The organism is Zoogloea oryzae (assembly GCF_030161255.1).
Taxonomy (GTDB): domain Bacteria; phylum Pseudomonadota; class Gammaproteobacteria; order Burkholderiales; family Rhodocyclaceae; genus Zoogloea; species Zoogloea oryzae.
Window position 1 is genome coordinate 17339 of record NZ_BSPX01000026.1, and the last position, 22794, is coordinate 40132.

25 protein-coding genes and 1 riboswitch are annotated in these 22794 nt (G+C 68.3%); of the genes, 19 read left to right on the forward strand and 6 right to left on the reverse strand.

The genetic code is table 11. The features are described from left to right. Positions 1-59: 59 nt before the first annotated feature. Entirely contained in the window at positions 60-1142 is a 1083-nt protein-coding gene (mutY, locus tag QQK25_RS10110) for an A/G-specific adenine glycosylase (protein ID WP_284187809.1), read from the forward strand. 15 nt (positions 1143-1157) lie between these two features. Here the strand turns inward: mutY and QQK25_RS10115 are convergent, their stop codons facing one another. The 3 genes from QQK25_RS10115 to QQK25_RS10125 form a co-directional block, all read right to left on the reverse strand. Then, a complete protein-coding gene (locus QQK25_RS10115) occupies positions 1158-1637 on the reverse strand; it encodes a c-type cytochrome (RefSeq protein ID WP_284187810.1) in 480 nt (159 codons plus the stop codon). A gap of 4 nt (positions 1638-1641) precedes the next feature. After that, positions 1642-2235 carry a pentapeptide repeat-containing protein gene (locus tag QQK25_RS10120; protein ID WP_284187811.1) on the reverse strand — a complete coding sequence of 198 codons (594 nt, stop codon included), beginning with the start codon at positions 2233-2235 and terminating at the stop codon, positions 1642-1644. A 123-nt stretch (positions 2236-2358) separates the two neighbouring features. Next, positions 2359-4233 (reverse strand): methanol/ethanol family PQQ-dependent dehydrogenase, encoded by a 1875-nt coding sequence (locus tag QQK25_RS10125; RefSeq protein WP_284187812.1) that lies wholly within the window; start codon positions 4231-4233, stop codon positions 2359-2361. A 483-nt stretch (positions 4234-4716) separates the two neighbouring features. Between QQK25_RS10125 and QQK25_RS10130 the strand changes: the two genes are divergently transcribed. Next, positions 4717-5370 (forward strand): response regulator, encoded by a 654-nt coding sequence (locus QQK25_RS10130; RefSeq protein WP_284187813.1) that lies wholly within the window; start codon positions 4717-4719, stop codon positions 5368-5370. 45 nt (positions 5371-5415) lie between these two features. On the opposite strand, the gene QQK25_RS10135 is transcribed toward QQK25_RS10130, so the two are convergent. Both QQK25_RS10135 and QQK25_RS10140 read right to left on the reverse strand, forming a co-directional pair. Continuing rightward, positions 5416-6018, reverse strand: coding sequence for an LON peptidase substrate-binding domain-containing protein (locus tag QQK25_RS10135; RefSeq protein ID WP_284187814.1), 603 nt, complete (start codon positions 6016-6018; stop codon positions 5416-5418). Positions 6019-6173: 155 nt separating this feature from the next. Continuing rightward, positions 6174-7676, reverse strand: coding sequence for a high affinity choline transporter 1 (locus tag QQK25_RS10140; protein WP_284187815.1), 1503 nt, complete (start codon positions 7674-7676; stop codon positions 6174-6176). 200 nt (positions 7677-7876) lie between these two features. On the opposite strand from QQK25_RS10140, the gene ubiU reads away from it, so the two are divergent. From ubiU to ubiT, 3 genes are read left to right on the forward strand one after another with little or no spacing between them, the layout of a single operon-like run. Further along, entirely contained in the window at positions 7877-8890 is a 1014-nt protein-coding gene (gene ubiU / locus QQK25_RS10145; RefSeq protein ID WP_284187816.1) for a ubiquinone anaerobic biosynthesis protein UbiU, read from the forward strand. 34 nt (positions 8891-8924) lie between these two features. Continuing rightward, positions 8925-9830 carry a U32 family peptidase gene (locus QQK25_RS10150; protein WP_284187817.1) on the forward strand — a complete coding sequence of 302 codons (906 nt, stop codon included), beginning with the start codon at positions 8925-8927 and terminating at the stop codon, positions 9828-9830. Positions 9831-9845: 15 nt separating this feature from the next. After that, a complete protein-coding gene (gene ubiT / locus QQK25_RS10155; RefSeq protein ID WP_284187818.1) occupies positions 9846-10316 on the forward strand; it encodes a ubiquinone anaerobic biosynthesis accessory factor UbiT in 471 nt (156 codons plus the stop codon). A 15-nt stretch (positions 10317-10331) separates the two neighbouring features. Here ubiT and QQK25_RS10160 read toward each other — a convergent pair whose 3' ends face one another. Then, positions 10332-11225 carry a beta-1,6-N-acetylglucosaminyltransferase gene (locus QQK25_RS10160; protein ID WP_284187819.1) on the reverse strand — a complete coding sequence of 298 codons (894 nt, stop codon included), beginning with the start codon at positions 11223-11225 and terminating at the stop codon, positions 10332-10334. A 117-nt stretch (positions 11226-11342) separates the two neighbouring features. Between QQK25_RS10160 and QQK25_RS10165 the strand changes: the two genes are divergently transcribed. The 14 genes from QQK25_RS10165 to QQK25_RS10230 all read left to right on the forward strand — a co-directional run bounded on the left by QQK25_RS10165 (position 11343) and on the right by QQK25_RS10230 (position 22786). Next, on the forward strand, positions 11343-12428 hold the full coding sequence (locus tag QQK25_RS10165) for a VanZ family protein (RefSeq protein WP_284187820.1): 1086 nt from the start codon (positions 11343-11345) through the stop codon (positions 12426-12428). A gap of 75 nt (positions 12429-12503) precedes the next feature. Beyond that, on the forward strand, positions 12504-12812 hold the full coding sequence (locus QQK25_RS10170) for a (2Fe-2S) ferredoxin domain-containing protein (protein WP_284187821.1): 309 nt from the start codon (positions 12504-12506) through the stop codon (positions 12810-12812). A gap of 83 nt (positions 12813-12895) precedes the next feature. Continuing rightward, entirely contained in the window at positions 12896-13534 is a 639-nt protein-coding gene (locus QQK25_RS10175; RefSeq protein WP_284187822.1) for an alpha/beta hydrolase, read from the forward strand. Positions 13535-13592: 58 nt separating this feature from the next. Further along, the gene (locus tag QQK25_RS10180) at positions 13593-14201 is read left to right on the forward strand and encodes a glutathione S-transferase (RefSeq protein WP_284187823.1); all 609 of its coding nucleotides are present in this window, start codon (positions 13593-13595) and stop codon (positions 14199-14201) included. After that, positions 14201-15139, forward strand: coding sequence for an ATP-binding cassette domain-containing protein (locus QQK25_RS10185; RefSeq protein WP_284187824.1), 939 nt, complete (start codon positions 14201-14203; stop codon positions 15137-15139). The genes QQK25_RS10180 and QQK25_RS10185 overlap by 1 nt, the downstream gene beginning before the upstream one ends. Positions 15140-15259: 120 nt before the next feature. Then, on the forward strand, positions 15260-16042 hold the full coding sequence (locus tag QQK25_RS10190) for an ABC transporter permease (protein ID WP_284187825.1): 783 nt from the start codon (positions 15260-15262) through the stop codon (positions 16040-16042). Positions 16043-16050: 8 nt separating this feature from the next. Further along, positions 16051-16389 carry a divalent-cation tolerance protein CutA gene (gene cutA / locus QQK25_RS10195; protein ID WP_284187826.1) on the forward strand — a complete coding sequence of 113 codons (339 nt, stop codon included), beginning with the start codon at positions 16051-16053 and terminating at the stop codon, positions 16387-16389. 53 nt (positions 16390-16442) lie between these two features. Beyond that, on the forward strand, positions 16443-18281 hold the full coding sequence (locus QQK25_RS10200) for a protein-disulfide reductase DsbD (RefSeq protein WP_284187827.1): 1839 nt from the start codon (positions 16443-16445) through the stop codon (positions 18279-18281). 9 nt (positions 18282-18290) lie between these two features. Next, a riboswitch (S-adenosyl-L-homocysteine riboswitch) is annotated at positions 18291-18397 on the forward strand. 127 nt (positions 18398-18524) lie between these two features. After that, positions 18525-19937, forward strand: coding sequence for an adenosylhomocysteinase (gene ahcY, locus QQK25_RS10205; RefSeq protein ID WP_284187828.1), 1413 nt, complete (start codon positions 18525-18527; stop codon positions 19935-19937). A 27-nt stretch (positions 19938-19964) separates the two neighbouring features. Further along, positions 19965-20327 carry a four helix bundle protein gene (locus tag QQK25_RS10210; protein WP_284187829.1) on the forward strand — a complete coding sequence of 121 codons (363 nt, stop codon included), beginning with the start codon at positions 19965-19967 and terminating at the stop codon, positions 20325-20327. After that, entirely contained in the window at positions 20324-21184 is an 861-nt protein-coding gene (metF, locus tag QQK25_RS10215) for a methylenetetrahydrofolate reductase [NAD(P)H] (protein WP_284187830.1), read from the forward strand. The genes QQK25_RS10210 and metF overlap by 4 nt, the downstream gene beginning before the upstream one ends. 27 nt (positions 21185-21211) lie before the next feature. Continuing rightward, complete coding sequence (locus QQK25_RS10220; protein ID WP_284187831.1) at positions 21212-21490, forward strand: DnaJ domain-containing protein; 279 nt, start codon at positions 21212-21214, stop codon at positions 21488-21490. Beyond that, positions 21487-21999, forward strand: coding sequence for a hypothetical protein (locus QQK25_RS10225; RefSeq protein ID WP_284187832.1), 513 nt, complete (start codon positions 21487-21489; stop codon positions 21997-21999). The genes QQK25_RS10220 and QQK25_RS10225 overlap by 4 nt, the downstream gene beginning before the upstream one ends. A gap of 19 nt (positions 22000-22018) precedes the next feature. Then, a complete protein-coding gene (locus tag QQK25_RS10230; protein WP_284187833.1) occupies positions 22019-22786 on the forward strand; it encodes a hypothetical protein in 768 nt (255 codons plus the stop codon). The last annotated feature ends 8 nt before the right edge of the window (positions 22787-22794 follow it).

Below are 22794 nucleotides of genomic sequence, written 5' to 3' on the forward strand. Positions count from 1 at the left end.
CCTGTTTGGGGAGGCGCGATTATCACGCGCCGCCCGGCAAGCGTCGAGGGGATGCTGCGGTGAACAAATCCTGGCCCGCGGGCATCGCGCCCTTTCCCGGCACGCCCTTCGCCCGCCGCCTGATCGACTGGCAGCGCCACCACGGCCGCCACGACCTGCCGTGGCAGACCCGCGACGCCTACCGGGTGTGGCTGTCGGAGATCATGCTCCAGCAGACCCAGGTGGAGACGGTGATCCCGTATTACGCGCGCTTCCTGGAACGCTTCCCGACCCTCGAAAGCCTCGCCGCCGCGCCGGTGGAGGATGTGCTGGCCCGCTGGAGCGGGCTCGGCTACTACGCCCGCGCCCGCAACCTGCACAAGTGCGCCCAGGCGGTGATGACCCGCCACGGCGGCACCTTTCCGGCCGACCCGACGCTGCTAGCCGAGCTGCCGGGCATCGGCCGCAGCACCGCCGCGGCGATCAGCGCCTTCAGCTACGGCACCCGCGCGGCGATCCTCGACGGCAACGTGAAGCGCGTGTTCGCCCGGGCCTTCGGCATCGACGGCTTTCCCGGCACCAAGGCGGTGGAAAACGCCCTGTGGGATCTCGCCGAGGCCCTGCTACCCGAGCGCGACGTGGACATCTACACCCAGGCCCAGATGGACCTGGGCGCCACCCTGTGCACCCGTGGCAAGCCCCGCTGCGGGCAGTGCCCCCTCGCCGACGGCTGCGTGGCCCTGCGTGACGGCCGAGTGGCCGAACTGCCCACCCCGCGCCCGAAGAAAGCCGTGCCCGAACGCCACGGCCGCTTCGCGGTGATCGTCGCGAACGGCGCCGTGCTGCTGGAACGCCGCCCCCCCGCCGGCATCTGGGGCGGCCTGCAGAGCCTGCCGGAGCTGCCCGAAGACGCCGACACGGCCGAATGGGTCGCCCGGCGCTTTGGGCTGACGGTAACGCGCGTCGCGCCGCTGCCGGGGCTGCGCCATGTGTTCACCCACTTCGTGCTGCATCTGGCCCCGGAGCGGGTGGAGGTGGCTGCCGGCGACGGGGTGCGGGACGCGGACGGGCTCGACTGGTGGCCGCTCGACGCGCTGGCCGACGCGGCCCTGCCGACGCCGGTGCGCAAGGTGCTGGAGGCCCTGCAGCGCGCTACCGGCTGAACCCCCAGCCGGCCCTCACTCCGCGGCGCGCTTGGGCGCCCGGCTTTCCACAAAGGTGCGCAGCGTCCAGATCAACTGCGGAGACAGCACCGTCTTCCAGGCCGGCATGTGGCTCACCCCGACGCGGACCTTGCCGTTCTGCACGGAATCGAGAAAGTAGGCGTCGTTGTCGGCCAGGCAGTGGGCGCGCACCGCCGGGTCGGCGATGGGCCGGCAGGCCTTGTCGAGGCGGGTGAGATCGGGGCCGGGCATGTTCCGGCTCACCGCATCGACGCCGTGGCAGCGGGCGCAGGTCTGGTTGAAGAGGGTCCGGCCAATCTCCGCCGCCCGGGCATTGCCCCGGTAAGGGTTGCCCTCGCCGGCCGGTGGCGGCGGCAGGCCGGTGGTGTCCACGTCGAAGGTCGCAACGGCGGGCTCGGCCACCTCGAAGGCCAGGGCGGGCTGGACGAGCAGCGCCAGCGCCCCCGCGACGACAAGTCGGAAGAAGGAAGTCATGGCGTCACCAGTCGGTCGGACAGCCGACGCAGCCGTCGAAGGTCGAGTCGGGAAAGATCGTGTAGCGCAGCAGCGCGCCTTCCAGGTTGGCGCCGCGCAGGTCGGTGGCGTTGAACTTGGTCTCCTGGAGGTTGGCGTTGGTGAGCCGCGCCTTGTTGAACCACGTGAAGGCGGCGCGGGCCGCTTCCATGTTGGCCGCGGTGAGGTCGGCGCCAGTGAAGTCGGCGCGCATGATGCGGGCGAACTCCAGGTCGGCCCCGACGAGACGGGCGTTGCGGAAGGAGGCGCCCGGCGCGTTGGCCTTGGAGAGGCGCGCGCCGCTGAGATCGGCGCCGTCGAAAATCGCCCCGGCCAGATTGGCTGCGCGCAGGTCGGCCCGGGCGAGGTTGGCGCCGGTGAAGTCGGCCCCGGCGAGGTCGAGGGCCGACAGATCCTTGTGGCGCAGATCGGCGCCCCGGCAGCGGGCGTGGGGCCACATGCCGCAGGTGCCGTGCACTTCGGGTTCGGCGGGATTCGCCCGCGCACCGGCCTCGGGGCCGGCAAGGAGCAGCCCGACGGCCATCGCCGCCAGCGCCGCACGCGGAAAGACGGACAGCATGAGGTGTCCTTTCTCGTTGGATGGAAAGACGACGGCCGGCGATGCGCACCGGGCGCACGCCGCCGTCGCGGCCAGGCAGGCCGGTGGAGCCCGCGGGAGACGGCGCGGGCCCCACCTGCGGGATCAGCGGCCGGACTTCGGCAGCTTGAAGACCCAGTACGAACCGCCCTGGGTGACCTGCTTGGTCAGGTCGGCCATGTCGCCGCCCCACAGGGGCACGGCGCCGCCGTAGCCGGAGGACAGGCCGATGTACTGCTCGCCGTCCTGTTCCCAGGTGATGGGCACGGAGACGATCCCGGAGCCGGTCTGGAATTTCCACAATTCCTTGCCGGTCCTGGCGTCAAACGCCTTGATGAAGCCATCCGAGGTGCCCGTGAAGAGCAGCCCGCCGGCGGTGGTCAGCGTGCCGGCCCACAGGGGGAACTTCTCTTTGTGTTCCCAGGCGATCTTGCCGGTCTTCGGGTCCATCGCGCGCAGGGTGCCCACGTGGTCGTCGAACAGGCGCTTGATGCGGAAGCCTTGGCCCAGGTAGGCGGAGCCGGCCTTGTAGGTCAGGTGCTCGGTCCAGTAGTCCATCGCCCAGTGGTTGGCGGGGATGTAGAACAGGCCGGTGTCCGGGCTGTACGACATGGGCATCCAGTTGGTGCCACCCAGGAACGGCGGCGATACGAAGACACTGTCACCCTTGTCGGCGCCGGCCTTCGGCTCGGGCGGACGGTTGCCGGTCTCGATGGGCTTGCCGGTGCTCAGGTCCCAGCCCTTGGCCCAGGTGATGCCTTCCACGAACGGCCAGGCGCCGATCAGCGACGTGGGCTTGTTCGGGTAGCCGGCGCCGTTGGTGAGCTTTTCCCGGTCGGTCACGAAGAAGAAGCCGTTGCGGTCGGCGTGGGCCGAGGCCTTCACGAGCTTGCCGGTCTTCGGATCCTTGTACTCGAAGAGCACCACCGAGTTGTTGCCGGAGAAGTCCCAGGCGTCGTTGGGGGTGTGCTGGAAGAAGCCCTTCAGCTCGCCGGTGCTGGCGTCCACATAGGCCTGGCCGGAGGTGAACAGGCTGGGCCAGTTGCGCGGATCGTCGCCTTCCTGGGTGCGCTTCCAGGTGTTCCACGGCGCCGGGTTGCCGGTGCCGATCACGACCATGTTCTTCTCAATGTCGAAGCTGGCAGTCTGCCACGGGGCGCCGCCGCCGTGATGCCAGGCCTCGGTGGGCTTGCCGTCCTTGTCCTTCGGCCAGGTGGGGGCGCTGGCGTCGCCGGTGGGGGTGCTCTCCTTGCCGTTCAGGCGACCCATGTGGCCTTCGACCATCGGGCGGGCCCAGACTTCCTCGCCGGTCTCCGGATCGCGGGCGAACAGCCAGCCCACCACGCCGAACTCGTCCCCCGACGAGCCGTGCACCAGCAGCACCTTGCCGCTGTGCTGGTCCTGGATCACGAAGGGCGCGCCGGTCATGGTGTAGCCGACTTTGTGGTCGCCCCACTTCTTCTTCCAGACCACCTTGCCGGTGTCCTTGTTGAGGGCCACGATGCCGGCGTCCAGGGTGCCGAAGTAGATCTTGTCGCCGTAGATGGCGGCGCCACGGTTGACCACGTCACAGCACGGGCGGATGTCTTCCGGCAGGCGGGCCTCGTATTCCCACAGGCGCTTGCCGGTCTTGGCCTCGACGGCGTAGATCCGCGAGTAGGACGAGGTCACGTAGATCACCCCATCATGGACGAGCGCCTGGGCCTCCTGGCCGCGCTGCTTCTCGCCGCCGAACGAGAAGCTCCACACCGGCACCAGGCCGGCCACGTTCTTCGTGTTGACCGTCTTGAGCGGGCTATGCCGCTGAGCCTTCAGGCCCAGGCCGTAGGTGAGCACGTCGCCCGGGGTCTTGTCGTCGTTGCGGATGTCGTCCCAGGTGACGGCCTTGCCAGCGGCCTGGGCGCCACCTGCACACAGCGTGGCCAGCGCAAGCGCCAGCACGGCCGGCTTGAGCCGACGGGCTTGATTGATTCCTTTCATGGGGACTCCTTGTCTCCGGATTGTTGTGATGTCCTGCGCGTGGCCATCGACCTCCCGTGATGCCAACGCCCTGCGCTAAATCCAGTATCCAAGGCGCGCTTTACCCCTGTCGCGGGAGATGCTCCCCGCAACGTCGGGAAACTTTCCCGGCCTGAAAACGGCCTCAGGCTGGCACGGGCGTTGCACACTGTTCCGTTCGAGGACAGCAGAACCAAAGGAGCACGCGATGAAATGGCTTGGTGAGAACCGGGGCGCACAAGGGGCGCAGGAGACCACACACGCCCTCACCGAAGCCCCGACGGGCCCGATGGCCCACGAGGCGGCGACGGCCGACCGGCACACCGCCGCCAGACGCGGACAGCACCGCCCGCGGAGACGTCCTACCCTGCCGCAGAAACACCGCTCCAATGTGACGCAGCCGGCAGGTACAGCGGAGCGCGGCGCGGGCAGCGCGGCAGAGACGGGCCTGCAATGATCCGGATCATGCTCGTGGAAGACCACGCCGTGGTGCGCACCGGCTACCGCCGACTGATCGACGCAGAAACGGATCTGGTGGTGGTGGGCGAGGCGGCCACCGCCGATGAGGCTTATGGGCGGTTGTGCGAAAGCGGCGGCGTCGACGTGGCAATGGTGGATCTGAGCCTGCGCGAGAGCAGCGGCATCGATGCCATCCGGCGCATGCTGGCGCGGGAACCGCAGCTGCGGGTGCTGGTGGTCAGCATGCACGACAACCCCAGCTTCGTCGTTCAGGCGATGCGCGCAGGCGCCCTTGGCTACCTCACCAAGAACAGCGAACCGGGCGAGGTCCTGACGGCGATCCGCGACGTTGCCGTGGGGCGCCGGGTGCTGTCGGCCGAGGTGGCGCAGGGCGTGGCGAGCGCGGCCCTGGCCGAGGAAGCGCCCCTTTCACGGCTCACCCCGCGGGAGTTCGAGGTGCTGCGCATGGCGGTGAACGGTGAATCGGTGGATGCCATCGCCCAGCGCCTGCATCTGAGCCAGAAGACGGTGCACAACCACATGTCGTCGGTGCGTCAGAAACTCGGCGTCGACAACGACTTCCATCTCCTGCGGCTGGCCGTGCGACATGGGCTGACCGACCTGCCCGCAGGCGCCCCCCTGCGCATGGCCCCCACCTGACGACGGCCCCCGGCCCCATCAGCCACGCTCTGCGCCGGAACGAGCTCAGCCCACCAGCTTGTGCTGCTTGAGGTAGGTGTGGAGGATCTCGAGCCGCGAGATCGTGTCGTCCAGTTCGAGCAGGCGCACGCGGGCTTCGGGCGGGATGGGCAGGACTTCGGCGAGGCGGTAGCCGACCCAGGTGGCGTCGTCGAAGCGGTGGGGCGGCGGAAACACCGTCTCGCCGGCGTCGCTGACGATGGCCTGGAGCAGCGGCAGCATGTCGGCAAGCGCAGGCGGCACCGGCTGGGGCGCGGGTTCGGGCAGCCATTCGACGCGGGCGGTCTGCAGCTTGTCGTGCTGAATGGTGCGCTCGACGATGCGGAAGCGCGGGCCACCACGGGTGGTGATGAAGAGCAGCCCGGGCTGGGACATGTCCCAATCGACGATGCTCGCCACGCAGCCGATGTTGTGGGGCACCGCGGCCTCGCCCACCTCGGCGCCTTCGCGGATCAGGCACACGCCAAAGGGCGCGTTGGCCTTCATGCAGCGGGCCGCCATGTCGAGATAGCGCGCCTCGAACAGCTTGAGCTGCAGCAGGCCATCGGGAAACAGCACCACGCCGAGGGGAAAGAGCGGGATCTCGGCGGGCAGGGCTTGGGCGGTCATGGCGGGATGGGGAGTGGGAAGTGGGTAATGGGGAATGGGGAGTGGGCGGTGGCTGAAGCGACGTGACGGCTGCGGCTACCTGGGTAACAGATCAGAAAACGGGAAACGGGTTCAACGCGCGCCCCACTTCCCATTCCCCAATCCCCACTACCCAATCAATGCCGATGTACCACGCCGATGCCCTCATGGGCCACGCCGTGGGGGTCGGCGGCGTGATGACCGTGGCGCAGGCGGTCGTGCACGTCGATGTCGTGGGGCACCCATTGCTTCACCAGCGAGCCGACGATCATCCCGACGATGCTGGCGATCAGCCCGGCCAGTTGGGCCGGCACGAAGGGGTCGTCGCCGCCGGCCAGATGCACGCCGAGCCACACCGAAATGCCGCAGAAGATCGAGGCCAGCGCGCCCTGGTTGGTGGCGCGCCGCCAGTACAGCCCGCACAGCAGCGGGATGAAGGCCGACACCAGGGTGATCTGATAGGCGTTCTCGACCATCTTGAAGATCGTCGCCTTGGAGAACATGGCGTACAGGGTGACCAGCACGGTGAAGATCAGCGTGACGACGCGCATCCAGAACAGCAGCTTTTTGTCGGTGAGGTGCGGCAGCGCGGGCTTCAGAATGTTCTCGGTGAAGGTAACCGACGGCGCCAGCAGGGTGGCCGAGGCGCAGCTCTTGATGGCCGACAGCAGCGCGCCGAAGAACATCACCTGGGCGAACAGCGGCGCCTTGGAGAGCACCAGCTCGGGCAGGATCATCTGGGAATCGGAATCGATGAGGCGGGCGACCATCTCCGGGTCGATCAGCGTGGCGGAATAGGCCAGGAACATCGGCACGAAGGCGAACAGGAAATACAGGCTGCCGCCCAGCACCGAGCCCCACACGGCGATCTTTTCGGACTTGGCCGACTGCACCCGCTGGAAGACGTCCTGCTGGGGGATCGAGCCCAGCATCATGGTGATCGCCGCGGCGATGAAGGCGATCACTTCCTTCGCATCCGGCGGCGGCAGCATGTTGAACTTGCCGGATTCCATCGCGTGATTCACCACCACCCCCACGCCGCCAGCCATGCCGCTCACCTCACCGCCGATCCACAGCATGCCGATCACGATGATGATCATCTGCAGGAAATCGGTGACCGCCACCGCCCACATGCCGCCGAACAGGGTGTAGATGAGGATGGTGCCGGAGCCGATCCACATGCCCATCGTCTTGCTGATCTCGCCGCCCGACACCACGTTGAACACCAACCCCAGCGCCGAGATCTGCGCCCCCACCCAGCCCAGGTAGGAGATCACGATGGCGACGGTGGTGAGCACCTCGACACCCCGCCCGTAGCGCTTCTTGTAGAAGTCGCCGATGGTGAGCAGGTTCATGCGGTACAGCGGCGCCGCGAAGAACAGCCCGACCAGGATCAGGCACATCGACGAGCCGAAGGGGTCGGCCACCACGCCGTGCAGGCCTTCGTTGAGGAAGGTGGCCGGCACCCCCAGCACGGTCTCGGAACCGAACCAGGTGGCGAACACCGTGGCGGTGACCATGTAGAAGGGCAGATGGCGGCCGGCCACCGCGAAGTCCTTGGTGTTATGGACCCGCGTGGCGGCGGCGAGGCCGATGGCCACCGAGATCAGCCAGTAGGCGATGACGAACCAGAGAAGCATGCGCAAAAACGGAAAAAACGTTGGCGAATCCGCGGATTATAGGGGCCCGGGGGCGGAAAGAGGGAAACCCGGAACACCGGCCCGCGCCACGCACCAACTCGGGGCACAGCCGCCTGCGCGCCCCCGTTGACCCCCGTCAAGGTGCACCGGGCAACGGGCGCCTATAGTCCCGCCGCGTCATTCCTGCCGCCCCACTGCCCATGACTTCAGCGCGCCAAATCGAACTGGTCTGCCCCGCCGGCAGCCTGCCCGCCCTCAAGACCGCCGTGGACCACGGCGCCGACTGTGTTTACCTCGGCTTCAAGGACGCCACCAACGCCCGCAACTTCAGCGGCCTCAACTTCGACGACAAGGCCCTGGGCGAAGGCGTGCGCTACGCCCACGACCGCGGCCGCAAGGTGCTGCTGGCCCTCAACACCTACCCGCAGACCGACAACTGGCAACGCTGGACCGGCGCCGTGGATCGGGCCGCCGCCTTCGGCATGGACGCGGTGATCCTCGCCGACCCGGGCCTGATGGCCTACGCCCGGCGCGTGCATCCGGATCTGCGCCTGCATCTGTCGGTGCAGGGTTCGGCCACCAGCTACGACGCGATCAACTTTTACCACCGCCACTTCGGCATCTCCCGGGCGGTGCTGCCACGGGTGCTGTCGCTAGCCCAGGTGGAGCAGGTGATCGCCAACACGCCGGTCGAGATTGAAGTCTTCGGCTTCGGCGGGCTGTGCGTGATGGTGGAAGGGCGCTGCGCGCTCTCGGCCTACGCCACCGGCGAGTCGCCCAACTGCAACGGCGCCTGCTCGCCGGGCAAGCACGTGCGCTGGGAACAGACCCCCAAGGGCATGGAGACGCGCCTGGGCGGCATCCTCATCGACCGCTTCGCCGACGGCGAACGGGCCGGCTACCCCACCCTGTGCAAGGGCCGCTTCGACGTGAACGGCGAGACTTACTACGCCATCGAGGAGCCCACCAGCCTCAACACCCTCGAGCTGCTGCCCGAGCTGGCCCGCATCGGCGTGCGCGCCATCAAGATCGAAGGCCGCCAGCGCAGCCCGGCCTACGTGGCCCAGGTGACCGAAGTGTGGCGCGCCGCCATCGACCGCCTGCTGGCCGAGAAGCAGCCCTTCCGCGTCGAGCCCGCCTGGATGAACGCCCTCAACAAGAACTCCGAAGGCCAGAGCCACACCCTGGGCGCCTATTACCGCCCCTGGAAATGAGCCGCCCCCGAACCGCCCGAAAGCCCGATCACCGATGAAACTCGCCCTCGGCCCCCTGCTCTACTACTGGCCCCGCCAGTCCACCCTCGCCTTCTACGCCGACATGGCGGACGCGCCGGTGGATGTCGTCTATCTCGGCGAGACCGTGTGCTCCCGCCGCCATGAGCTGCGCCTGCCCGACTGGATCGAGATCGCCGAGATGCTCGCCGGCGCCGGCAAGGAGGTCGTGCTGTCGAGCCAGGTGCTGGTCGAATCCGAATCGGATCTCAAGACCCTGCGCCGGATCGTCGCCAACGGCACGTTCCGCGTCGAAGCCAACGACATGGGCGCGGTCGAGCTTCTCACCAGCGGCGACGCGCCGGTCACCAACTGGATCGCCGGCCCCACGCTCAACATCTTCAACCCGGTCACCCTCGGCATGTTCGCCGACCTGGGCGCGACCCGCTGGGTCGCCCCGCCGGAGATGTCGCGCAAGCAGATCGCCGAGCTGCGCCACGGCCTCGGGCGTGACATGGAAACCGAGATCTTCGCCCACGGCCGCCTGCCGCTGGCCTACTCGGCGCGCTGCTTCACCGCCCGCCACTTCAACCTGCAGAAGGACACCTGCGAGTTCCGCTGCCTGCAGTTTGCCGACGGCATCCCCCTCAAGACCCGCGAGGGCGAGCCCTTCCTCACCCTCAACGGCATCCAGACCCAGTCGGCGCACGTGCACACCCTGCTGGCCGACCTGCCCGCGGTGGTCGCCGACGGCATCGACATCCTGCGCATCAGCCCCCAGGGCGAGCACACCGGCAAGATCGTCGATCTCTTCCGCCGTGCCGTGGATGGCCTCATTCCGCCCATGGATGCCCTCACCGATGCCCTGCCGCTCCTGCCGGACGAACCGTGCAACGGCTTCTGGCACGGCCGCCCGGGCGTCGAACAGTTCGTCACCCTCTGAGCCCGGAGCTCGCCGATGAAAATCCCCGCCTTCACCCTGCCCGGTCCCTTCGCCCGCGTGGGCGCCCGCCTGCCGCAACTGCCGCCCACCCTGGCGCTGGTCACCGGCCTCAACCTGGCCCTCGACCGCCTGCTGCCCCGCGACACCCTGGAACCCCTCACCGGCAAGCGCCTGCTGCTCAAGGTGACCGACGCCGGCATGGCGCTGCGCTTCACCTTCGGGCCGCGGGGCTTCAGCCCGCTGTTCGACGGGCACGACCCGGATCTCACCATCTCGGCCAAGACCCGCGACTACCTGGCCCTGGCACTCCGCGAGGAAGACCCGGACACCCTGTTCTTCAGCCGCCGCCTGCTGATGGAAGGCGAGACCGACCTGGGCCTGCTGGTCAAGAACACCCTCGATGCCGTGGATTGGGACGGCGTGATGGCCAGGCTCGCTGCCCTCAAACTGCCCGGCGCCGCCCAGCTCTTCGCCCGCGGGCACTAGGCCCGCCGTCGGCCCTTAGCCGACGATCCCGTCCAGCCGGTCCAGCACCGCGCCATCCACCGCCACGTCGAACTTGCGGGCGAAGTGGGCGGTGGATCGGGCGATCGCCGGCAGATCGGCGCAGCCCAGGGTGCGCGGATGGGGCTCGCCCGCCACCCAGTCGATGTAGCGCAGCGGGTCGTTCGCCACCTTCAGCCCGGGGTCGTTGGCGAGGATGGTCTGGATGTAGGACTCGTCCGGGCAGATCACCCGGTAGCGCTCCTGGCGCCGGTAGTGCTCGGCCAGGCTGCGCTGCTCCCGGTGAAAGCGCAGCAGGTGCTCCGCCGCCTTGCCGTTGGCGCAGAACCACTGGCTGCCGAAATAACAGCGGAAATCCCCCGAAAACGGCGTGAAGTGGCGCGTCAGCAGCGGATGCTCGAGGGTGAAGAAGCGATCCGCCGGCGCACCGCCAAACAGCGCCGCCACATGGAAGCGGAAAGTCCGGTAGCGCCGGAAGTACATCTTGTCGGCGGGCTCCCGGCGGCGTTCGTAGCTGATCTCCCGGTGCTCCACAAAGGCATCGAAGGGGCTTGCGGCCAGATCGGCGAGAATCTTCTCCGCCGGCTTCACCGGATAATCCGCCGCGCTCAGCAGCACGAACCAGTCGGGCGGATTGGGCCGGGCATACAGCGCCTCGATGCCGCGCAGGGTCGCCTCGACGATCGAGAAGCGCCCCCAGCCGGTCACCTCGTGGGGCCGCACGAATGAAAAATTTGCGCCAAAGCTCCGGGCCGGCAGGTCAGATTTCGAAAAATCGTGGTGACAGACGATGGGCGGCGCGTCGAACATGCGGTCGAGCGTGCCGATCAGGCGGCGGACCTGCGGCGTGTTGGCGTGGGTCAGCAGGACGAAGCCGATTCGTTGGGGCATGGCGTGAAGCGTGATTGGCGGACAGCAGGCCGCTCAAGCATAACCCGAGCGCCCGCCCGGCGGCACGCGCGCCAACGACCCGCTAGAATTGCGACAACCCGCCCAATCTCCGGCCCCATGCCCACCCACCCACGCCGAAGCTCGCCCCTCGCCGCCTGGTTCGCCGCCGTCATCGGCGTGCTGATCGTCTACGCCTGCCTGCACCCCTTCACCGGCTGGCGCGACACCGGGCTGCCGGTGTTCGACTTCCTGTACCAGCCCTGGCCGCGCTACTACGGCCGGGTCGACCTCATCGTGAACGTGCTCGGCATCATGCCCTTCAGCTTCGCGCTGGTGGCGGCCATGCCGTCGCGGCTGCCCAAGGGATGGGCGGTGATGGTGGCGATCCTGGTCACGTTCGCCCTCAGCCTGTCGGTCGAAACCCTGCAGAACTTCCTGCCCAGCCGGGTCCCCTCCAACGTGGACGTGGGCTGCAACACCCTGGGCGGCATCCTCGGTGCGCTGGCCGGTGGGCGCTGGAGCGGCGCCCTGTTCGACCCCCGCAGCGGCCTCACGCGCTGGCGCCAGCGGCGCATCGTGCCCGGCCACGTGGGCGAGATCGGGCTGGTGCTGCTCGGCCTGTGGCTGCTCACCCTGCTCACCCCCGAGAGCCTGCTGTTCGCCACCGGCGACCTGCGCCGGCTGCTCGATCTGCCCACCCCGCTGCAGTTCAACCCGACCCGCTTCATGAAGGTCGAGGCCGCCATCGCCGCCAGCCAGCTGGTGGCCGTGGGGCTCACCGCGCGCTGCGTGATGCGCCAGTTCTCGCCGTGGCCGCTGGTGCTGCTGGTGGTGCTCGGGCTGGGCGCAAAGACCCTCGCCTCGTCGGCGTTTTTTGCGCCGGGCGATCCGCTCCACTGGGCCACCCCCGGCGGGCAGATCGGGCTGGCCGCCGGCACCATGGTCCTCGCCGCCTGCCTGCTGCTGCCCGCCCGCAGCCACACCATGCTGGCCGGCATGGCCCTGCTGGTGGGCACCGCGCTGGTCAACCTGGCCCCGGAAAACCCCTTCCTGCCCAGCGACGTGACCCTGATCCAGCGGGGCAACTTCCTCAACTTCCACGGGCTCACCCAGCTCACCGCCAGCCTGTGGCCCTTCGTCACCTTTGCCTACCTGGGCCTGCTGGGCGCAAGCACGCCCCGCGACCCTTATCACGGGCGCTGAAATCCGCCGCCGGCGGAACGATTGACAGATAATCGCGTCACTTTCCAGAACACCCCCGATTTGCGGAGACGCCCGATGAGTTACTTCCAGCACCACGTTTTCTTCTGCTGCAACCAGCGCGCCGAGGGCGAAACCTGTTGCGCCAACCACGGCGCGGTCGAGCTGCAGACCTACGCCAAGGAGCGCATCAGCGCCCTGGGCCTCAACGGCAAGGGCCAGATCCGCGTGAACAAGGCCGGCTGCCTGGGCCGCTGCGACGACGGCCCGCTGCTCGTGGTCTACCCGGAAGAAACCTGGTACACCTTCGTCGATAAATCCGACATCGACGAGATCATCGCCGAGCACCTGCAGAACGGCCGCGTCGTCGAACGCTTGAAGATCTGAGATGAAACAGCCCCCTTACTCGCAGTGCTCGTTTCCCCCCAAGGGGGAAGTCAGTTCCTTCGGAACGGCCGGGCGGAACTGACATGGCCGCCACCGAAACCGCCCTCATCAACGGCCCCGACGGCCCGATCGAGCTGATCATCGACACACCGGCCCAGGTGCGCGGCATTGCGCTGGTCTGCCACCCACACCCGCTGTTCCACGGCAGCAACACCAACAAGGTGGCGCACACCCTGGCGCGGGTCTTCCGCGACCTGGGTTACGCGGCCCTGCGCCCCAACTTCCGCGGCGTGGGCAAGAGCGTGGGCGCCCATGACCACGGCGGCGCCGAGACCGAGGACATGCTGGCCGTCATCAGCTGGGCCCAGAGCCGCTGGGGCGGCCTGCCCCTGGCGCTCGGCGGCTTCTCCTTCGGCGCCTACGTGCAGACCCGCGTCGCCGCCCGGCTGGCCGAAGGCGTCACCCCGGCTGGCCGCATCGTGCTGGTGGGCACCGCCGCCGGCACCGTCACCGGCGCGCGCAGCTACACCACCGAGCCCGTCCCCGACGACACCCTGGTGATCCACGGCGAGGCCGACGAGACCGTGGCCCTGGCCAACGTGATGGAATGGGCCGCCCCCCAGGAGCTGCCGGTGGTGGTCGTGCCTGGCGCCGACCACTTCTTCCACGGCAAGCTGCACATCATCCGCAAGATCATCGAACGCGCCTGGAAACCCCTGTGATCCACCGCGCCCGCCAACCCCGGCCTGCCCCGCAGGCCGCTACGCCGAGGTCCATCCGATGAAGCTCGTCGCATCGCTCACCAGCCCCTACGCGCGCAAGATCCGCGTCGCCCTCGCCGAGAAGGGCCTGCCCTTCACCCTCGAGGTGGACATCCCCTGGCTGCCCGAAACCGCAGTGCCGTCCTACAACCCGCTGGGCAAGGTGCCGGCGCTGGTCGCCGACGACGGCGAGGTGTGGTACGACTCGCCGGTGATCGCGCTGTATCTCGAAACCCTCGGCGGCGCCCCGCTGCTGCCGGCCGAGCGCCTGGCCAGCCTGCCGGTGCGACAGACCGAGGCGCTGGCCGACGGCATCACCGACGCCGCCGTGGCGGCCTTCCTCGAAGGCAACCGCCCGCCCGAGAAGCAGGATCAGGCCGGCATCGAGCGCCAGCTCACCAAGATCCACCGCGGCCTCGCCGCACTCGAAGAACGCCTGGTGCAGCGCAAGGGCTTCGGCGGCGCGTCCATCAACATCGCCGACATCGCCGTGGGCTGCATGCTGGGCTATCTGGATTTCCGCTTCGGGCACCTGCACTGGCGCAGCACCCACCCCAATCTCGCCGCCTGGGCCGCCGATCTGCTGGCCCGGCCGTCCTTCACCGACACCGCCCCGCCGCCCGCCTGATGCCGCTCCAGATCGACGGCCTCGTCAAGCGCTTCGGCTCCGGCGCCGACGCCCGAGAGGTGGTGCGCGGGATCGACCTGCACCTCGTCCCCGGCGAATGCTTCGCCCTGCTCGGCCCCAACGGCGCCGGCAAGACGACCACCCTGCGCTGCGCCCTGGGCCTCACCGGCGCCAGCGGCGGCAGCATCCACCTGTGCGGCCTGCCGGTGCCGGAGCAAGCCCGCGAGGCCCGCGCGCGGGTCGGCGTGGTGCCCCAGATCGACAGCCTCGACCCGGATTTCACCTGCGCCGAGAACCTGCTGATCTTCGCCGGCTACTTCGGCATCCCCGAGCGCGACATCCGCCCGCGCGTCCCCGAGCTCCTCGCCTTCGCCGGCCTCGAGGGCAAGGAGAACGCGCGCATCCAGTCGCTCTCCGGCGGCATGAAGCGCCGCCTCACCCTGGCCCGGGCGCTGGTGAACAAGCCGGATCTGCTGATCCTCGACGAGCCCACCACCGGCCTCGACCCCCAGGCCCGCCACCTGATCTGGGAGCGCCTGCGCCGGCTCACCGCCGAAGGCACCACGATCCTCCTCACCACCCACTTCATGGACGAGGCCGAGCGCCTCGCCAACCGGCTGGCCATCCTCGACGGCGGGCGCATCCTCACCCAGGGCAGCCCGCGGGAAGTCATCGCCGAGCACATCGAACCCCAGGTGGTGGAAGTCTTCGGCGAATGGAACGGCGGTGGCACCGGCGCCGCTGCCTGGGCCGCCGAGCACGCCACTGCGCTCAGCAAGCGCTGCGAGATCAGCGGCGAGACCGCCTTCTGCTACACCGACGACGCCGCGCCGCTGCTCGCCCACCTGGCCCACCAGCCGGGCCTGCGCACCCTGCACCGGCCGGCCAACCTGGAAGACGTCTTCCTCAAGCTCACCGGACGCGAACTGCGCGATTAATGAACGACCCCCACGCTCACTTCGTTCGCTGCCCCCCGGGGGGGCCGCAGCCTCCCTTGGGGCGGCCCGGCGGGAGGCTGGCGCCCCCCCACGCTCGCTCCGCTCGCTGAAGGCTCTGCCATGCCGAACCACTTCGCCCCGCCGCGCCTGTCCGGCCGCCTCATCGCCGTGTGGCGCCGCAACTTCCTGGTCTGGAAGAAGCTCGCCCTGCCGTCCATCGTCGGCAACCTGGCCGACCCGGTGATCTACATGCTGGGCCTCGGCTACGGGCTCGGGATGCTGGTGCCGGAGGTCGAAGGCGTGTCCTACATCGCCTTCCTGGCCGGCGGCACCCTGTGCTATTCCACGATGAACGCCGCCACCTTCGAGGCGCTGTACTCCGGCTTCTCGCGGATGCACGTCCAGAAGACCTGGGAAGCCATCATGAACGCCCCGGTGGCACTGGACGACATCGTCGCCGCCGAGCTGGTGTGGGCCGCCAGCAAGGCCACCCTCGCCGGCACCGCCATCCTCGGGGTGATCGCCGCCTTCGGCTTTGCCGCCTCGCCGCTGGCCCTGGCGGCGATCCCGGTGGTCTTCCTCACCGGGCTGTGCTTCGCCGCCCTCGGCCTCATCATGACCGCCCTGGCGCCGAGCTACGATTTCTTCATGTACTACTTCACCCTGTTCATCACGCCGATGACCATGCTCTCCGGGGTGTTCTTCCCCCAGAGCCAGCTGCCCGACGCGGTGCTCGGGGTGGCCAACCAGCTGCCCCTGGCCCACGCGGTGGCGCTGGTGCGCCCGCTGCTGCTCGGCCAGATGCCCCAGCAGATCGGCTTTCACCTGGCCGTGCTGGCCCTCATCACGGTGCTGGCCTTCTGGCTGGCCCTGGCGCTCACCCGGCGCCGCCTGCTCAACTGACGACGACCATGACCGCACCTGCCGAAACCCTCCTCGTCCTCACCAACCTGCCCGACGCCGACAGCGCCAAGCAGGTCGCCCGCCAGTTGGTCGAGCAACGCCTCGCTGCCTGCGTGAACATCCTGCCGGCGTGCACGTCCGTCTACCGCTGGAACGACGCCGTCGAATCCGCCACCGAGGTGCCGGTGCTCATCAAGACCACCCTCGCCCGCTACCCGGCTCTCCAGGCTGCCCTCACCGAGCTCCACCCCTACGAACTTCCCGAGATCATCGCGGTCCCTCTGCACGAAGGCCTGCCCGCCTATCTGGCGTGGGTCGGCGCCGAAACCACCGAGCAGCATCCCTGATTTCTTGATCCATCCCCTGGCAGGGCCGCCGTCCTGCCGCCACACTGCCGGCCATGATCCGTCTTATCCGCCACCTCCTCGCCTTCGCCGCCTTCCTGCTCGCCGCTTTCGGCGTGCACGCCGTCGGCGAGCCGCTGCCCGTCGAACAGGCCTTCCGCGCCACCGCCCGCGCCGTTGACGACCACACCGTCGAGATCCGCTTCCAGATCGCCGACGGCTACTACCTCTACCGCCACCGCTTCAAGTTCGACGCCGAGGGCGTCAGCTTCGGCGAACCCGCGCTCCCCGCCGGCAAGCCCAAGAAGGACGACGCCTTCGGCGAAGTCGAGATCTACCGCAAGGAACTCGTCTTCTCCCTGCCCGTCACCACCGGCAAGCCGCCCTTCCCGCTGACCCTCGTCAGCCAGGGCTGCGCCGACATCGGCATCTGCTATCCGCCGCAAACCCACACCCTCGACGTGGCCCTTTCCAGCGGTGGCCCCGGCGAAAGCCTGCTCGCCCGGGCGCTGGGCAAGGGCGCCTCACCGGCCACCACCACCGCCGCCACACCCGCCCCGGAGGCCGCCACCGACGACCACGACGAATCCGGCCGCATCGCCCGCCTGCTGGCCGGCGGCGGCACCCTCGCCACCCTCGCCAGCTTCTTCGGCTTTGGCCTGCTGCTGGCCTTCACGCCCTGCGTGTTCCCGATGATCCCGATCCTCTCAGGCATCATCGTCGGCCACGGCCACGGCATATCCAAGGGCCGCGCCTTCAGCCTGTCGGCGCTGTACGTGCTGGGCATGGCCGTCACCTACGCCGCGGCCGGCGTGGCGGCGGGCCTCTCCGGCACGCTGCTGTCGGCGGCGCTGCAGAACCCGTGGATGCTCGGCGGCTTCGCGCTGGTCTTCGTGGTGCTGTCGTTCTCGATGTTCGGCTTCTACGAGCTGCAGATGCCCACCGCGCTGCAAAGCCGCCTCTCCGACACCGCCAGCCACCAGAAGGGCGGCTCGCCCGGCGGCGTGATCGCCATGGGCGCGCTGTCCGCGCTGATCGTCGGCCCCTGCGTGGCCGCGCCGCTCGCCGGCGCCCTGCTCTACATCGCCAAGACCGGCGACGCAGCCCTCGGCGGCGTGGCGCTGTTCGTAATGGCGCTGGGCATGGGCGCCCCGCTCATCATCGTCGGCGTGCTCGCCCGCAGCGCCTTGCCCAAGACCGGCCCGTGGATGGAGAACGTCAAGCGCGCCTTCGGCGTCATGCTGCTGGCGGTGGCCGTGTGGCTGGTCTCGCCGGTGCTGCCGGGTATCGTCACCATGCTGGCCTGGGCGGCGATCCTGGTCGTCTCGGCGATCTACCTCCATGCCCTCGACCCCCTGCCGCCCCACGCCAGCGGCTGGCAGCGCTTCTGGAAGGGCTGGGGCGTGATCGCCCTGCTGGCCGGCGCGGCGATGTTCATCGGCGCCTTGGCCGGCTCCCGTGATCCGCTGCAGCCGCTCGCCATCCTGCGCGCCCAGGCCGCCAGCGCGCCGGTGGCCGAAACCAAATTCCAGCGCGTGCGCTCGGTGGAAGAGCTCGACCAGATCCTGAAAACCGCCACCCGCCCGGTGATGCTCGATTTCTATGCCGACTGGTGCATCTCGTGCAAGGAGATGGAGCGCTTCACCTTCGCCGATCCGGCCGTGGCGAAGCGCCTCGCCGGCTTCCAGCTGATCCAAGCGGACGTCACCGCCAACAACGACGACGACAAGGCGCTCCTCAAGCGCTTCAACCTCTTCGGCCCGCCGGGCATCATCTTCTTCGACGCCGGCGGCGCGGAGCGCAAGCAACTGCGCGTCGTCGGCTTCCAGGAAGCGGAGATTTTCGGGAAGGTACTGGATTCGGCACTCAAAAATCCGCCACAAAACCCGTTATAATCCGCGACTTGCTTCGAGGAGCGCTGCAAGACTGCCGGGTGCAATGCCCGCTGTCCCAGGCTCGATGTCAGTGCCGCCGGGTTCGCCCGCGTCACCAGAAACCGCGCTCACCCGTCCATGCTTTGTTTGCAAACCCGTGCCGGGCACGGGGAGACGCGGTGAGCCGTTCGTACGCAGCCACCCGCAGTACCGCGCAAGCTGTTGCGCGTTCTCCCTTCCCGGCCACACGTTCGAGGAAATCTCATGAACACTGTGGCTGAAAAGTTCACCGATTACGTCATCGCCGATCTCTCCCTGGCCGACTGGGGCCGCAAGGAGATCAAGATCGCCGAAACCGAGATGCCGGGCCTGATGGCGATCCGCGACGAGTTCGCCGCCGCCCAGCCCCTCAAGGGCGCGCGCATCACCGGCTCGCTGCACATGACCATCCAGACCGCCGTGCTGATCGAGACGCTCACCGCCCTCGGCGCCGAAGTGCGCTGGGCGTCGTGCAACATCTTCAGCACCCAGGATCACGCCGCGGCCGCCATCGCCGCCCAGGGCATCCCGGTCTTCGCCGTGAAGGGCGAGACCCTGGTGGATTACTGGGACTACACCCACCGCATCTTCGAGTGGGCCGACGGCGGCTTCTCCAACATGATCCTCGACGACGGCGGCGACGCGACCCTGCTGCTGCACCTGGGCGCCAAAGCCGAGAAGGACATCTCCGTCATCGGCAAGCCCTCGTCCGAAGAAGAAACCATCCTCTTCGCCGCCATCAAGGCCAAGCTGGCCGTGGACCCGACCTGGTACTCCACCCGCCTCGCCCAGATCAAGGGCGTGACCGAGGAGACCACCACCGGCGTGCATCGCCTGTACCAGATGCACCAGCGCGGCGACCTCAAGTTCCCGGCGATCAACGTCAATGATTCGGTCACCAAGTCCAAGTTCGACAACCTCTACGGCTGCCGCGAATCACTGGTGGACGGCATCAAGCGCGCCACCGACGTGATGATCGCCGGCAAGGTTGCCGTGGTGTGCGGCTACGGCGACGTGGGCAAGGGCTCCGCCCAGGCCCTGCGCGCGCTCTCCGCCCAGGTGTGGATCACCGAGATCGACCCGATCTGCGCCCTGCAGGCCGCGATGGAAGGCTACCGCGTCGTCACGATGGAATACGCCGCCGACAAGGCCGACATCTTCGTCACCACCACCGGCAACTTCCACGTCATCACCCACGACCACATGGCCGCCATGAAGGACCAGGCCATCGTCTGCAACATCGGTCACTTCGACAACGAGATCGACGTCGCCTCCATCGAGAAGTACCAGTGGGAAGAGATCAAGCCCCAGGTCGATCACGTGATCTTCCCGGACGGCAAGCGGATCATCCTGCTCGCCAAGGGCCGGCTGGTTAACCTCGGCTGCGGCACCGGCCATCCGTCCTACGTGATGTCCAGCTCCTTCGCCAACCAGACCATCGCGCAGATCGAGCTCTTCACCCGCACCGCCGACTACCCGGTGGGCGTCTACACGCTGCCCAAGCACCTGGACGAGAAGGTCGCCCGCCTGCAGCTCAAGAAGCTCAACGCCCAGCTCACCGTGCTGACCGACGAGCAAGCCGCCTACATCGGCGTGTCGAAAGAAGGCCCGTACAAGGCCGAGCACTATCGCTATTAAGACCCGGGGATGAGTCAGGAGAGAGGAGTGAGGAGAAAACACCGCGACCTCCACGCATGGCAGCGCGCCATCGAGCTGGTCAAGGTGATCTACCGCCTCACCGCCGCCTTTCCGGACTCAGAACGTTTCGGACTCACCGCCCAGATGCGCCGGGCGGCGGTGTCCGTACCGTCCAACATCGCCGAGGGGGCCGCACGCACGACGACCCGGGAGTTTCTTCACTTCCTGGGCATCGCCCGCGGCTCCCTCAGCGAACTCGACACACAACGGGTCATCGCCCAGGAGCTCGCCTACAGCGGGCAGACCGATGACGTGGAACAGCTCATCAGCGACACCTTTGGCCTCATCAACGGCCTGATCAACGCGCTGAAGCGTACGGAGCAGTCATGACCTCCTCACTCCTCACTCCTCACTCCTCACAGCACTTAAGCATCGAATTCTTCCCCCCCCAGACCGCCGAAGGCGCCGACAAGCTGCGCACCGTGCGCCAGAAGCTCGCGGTGCTCAAGCCCGAGTTCTTCTCGGTCACCTTTGGCGCGGGCGGCACCACGCAGGAACGCACCTTCGAGGCCGTCTTCGAGATCCAGCAGGAAGGCCACCAGGCCGCGCCGCACCTGTCGTGCATCGGCTCGACCCGCGAGCACATCCGCGAGATCCTGCAGCGCTACCAGGCCGCCGGCATCCGCCGCATCGTGGCCCTGCGCGGCGACCTGCCCTCGGGCGTCGGCTTTGCCGGCGAGCTGCGTTACGCCAACGAGCTGGTGGAATTCATCCGCACCGAAACCGGCGACCACTTCCACATCGAAGTCGCCGCCTACCCCGAGTACCACCCCCAGGCCCGCACCCCGCAAGACGACCTGCTCGCCTTCAAGCGCAAGGTCGAGGCCGGCGCTGATTCGGCGATCACCCAGTACTTCTACAACGTGGATGCCTACCTGCACTTCCGGGACGAATGTGCCGCGCTGGGCGTCAATGTGCCCATCGTGCCGGGCATCATGCCCATCGTGTCCTTCTCCAAGCTGGCCCGCTTCTCGGATGCCTGCGGCGCCGAGATCCCGCGCTGGATGCGCCGCAAGTTCGAAGCCTTCGGCGACGACAGCGACAGCATCAAGGCCTTCGGGCTGGATGTGGTGAGCGAGCTGTGCGAGAAGCTCCTCGCCGCCGGCGCGCCGGGGCTGCACTTCTACAGCATGAACCAGTCCGCCGCCACACTGGCCATCTGCCAACGTCTGGGCATCGCTGGCTGATCCAGTCGAACCACGGGAAAGACAAGCATGCGCGACCCCTACGAAGTCCTCGGCGTTGCACCGAGCGCCCCCGACGAGGCCATCAAGACGGCCTACCGCAAGGCGGCGCGGCTCTACCACCCCGACCGCAACCCCGACCCCAACGCCGCCGCGCGCTTCCGCGACATCCAGTCCGCCTACGAACTCCTCGCCGATCCGGCCAGGCGGCGCGACTACGACCTGCTGCGCCAGCGCAACCTCATCGACGACCCCCAGCAGGAAGCCACCTTCCTCTGGAACGCCTACATTGAAAAGGTAACTTCTTGACCTCGTTTTACTTCGAAGACATTTTCGAGCGCTACGCCAACGAAATCGACGACCTCCGCTCCGACTCCGAAGGTCGTGACGTGCTCAAGCGCCGCATGCGCGACAAGCACAAGGAGTTCCCCTTCCTGCTGTCGATGATCGACACCGCCCCCGAGATGGTCGCCCCGGCCTTCCACGGCGCCTTCCGCTTCGTCAGCCAGACGCTGGTGTACGGCGCGGCCCACAGCGAACCCGGCGACGACGACTTCCCCAGCTGGAGCGAGCTCGCCCGCACGCTGGAGCTTGCCGACTGGGCCAAGCCCCTCGTCGACCAGTGCCTCAAGCAGGATGGCGGCGACAGCTTCCTCGTCACCACCGCGGTGCTCGAACACATGCTCGGCAGCGGCCTCGCGGTGCGTTCCGCGCCCGAATCCAGCCGCGGCCATGACGAAGACGACGACGCCGAAGATCTCTCCGAAGCCGGCGACGAGTGGATGTCCGAGCAGGGCTTCGACGCCGTAGAACGATAAGCAGCCAAGGAACCGCCACATGAACGCCCTGGTCATCAAACAGACCCACGCCCTGATCCAGGCCGGCGAGATCGCCGAGGCCGAATCCGCCCTGGCCGTCATCGCCGAGCAGGAAGGCGACCACGCCCTCGTCGAAGTCCTCGACGAGATGGCGCCGAAGGATGTCCTCGCGGTGATGCGCGAGTACGACACCAGCAAGGAATCCATCATCAACATGGTGGTCAGCCCCGAGCAGTTCGTGGCCGCCATCATGCTCGAGCGCCAGTACGGCGAGCCCCTCGAGAAGTACGTCCCGCGCCTGCGCAACACCATGAACGCGGTGATGCACCGGAGCAGCGGCAGCTGCGCCGAGGTGCTTGACTGCCTCGCCGAACACGACGAAGGCGTGCGCCTGCTGGCCGACTACTTCACCGACCACTACGACTCGCTCCTCGCCCTCGCCTACCACGGCGTGTTCGAGGTTGAGGTCGATCTGGAGCGCGCCTTCACGCCCAAGTCGGCGATCGGCTTCGACTCCGAGCGCATCGACGAGCTCGACCAGGGCCTCGAGATCGGCGACGCCATCGAGATGGTCAAGGCTCGCGTATCCCGCACCGAAGTGGCCGACGGCGACTGGATGGAAACCGCCTGGCTGCTGCGCCACGAGTTCTCCGACACCTTCGAGCTGCTCGTCATCGAGATCCAGGACCGCATCGCCCGCGCCAACGAAGCCGCCCGCATGCCGGTGGCCGACACCGAGCCCGGCGTGCCCAAGCTCGACGACGAGGACGAAGAGTCCGCCATCTGATCCAGCCA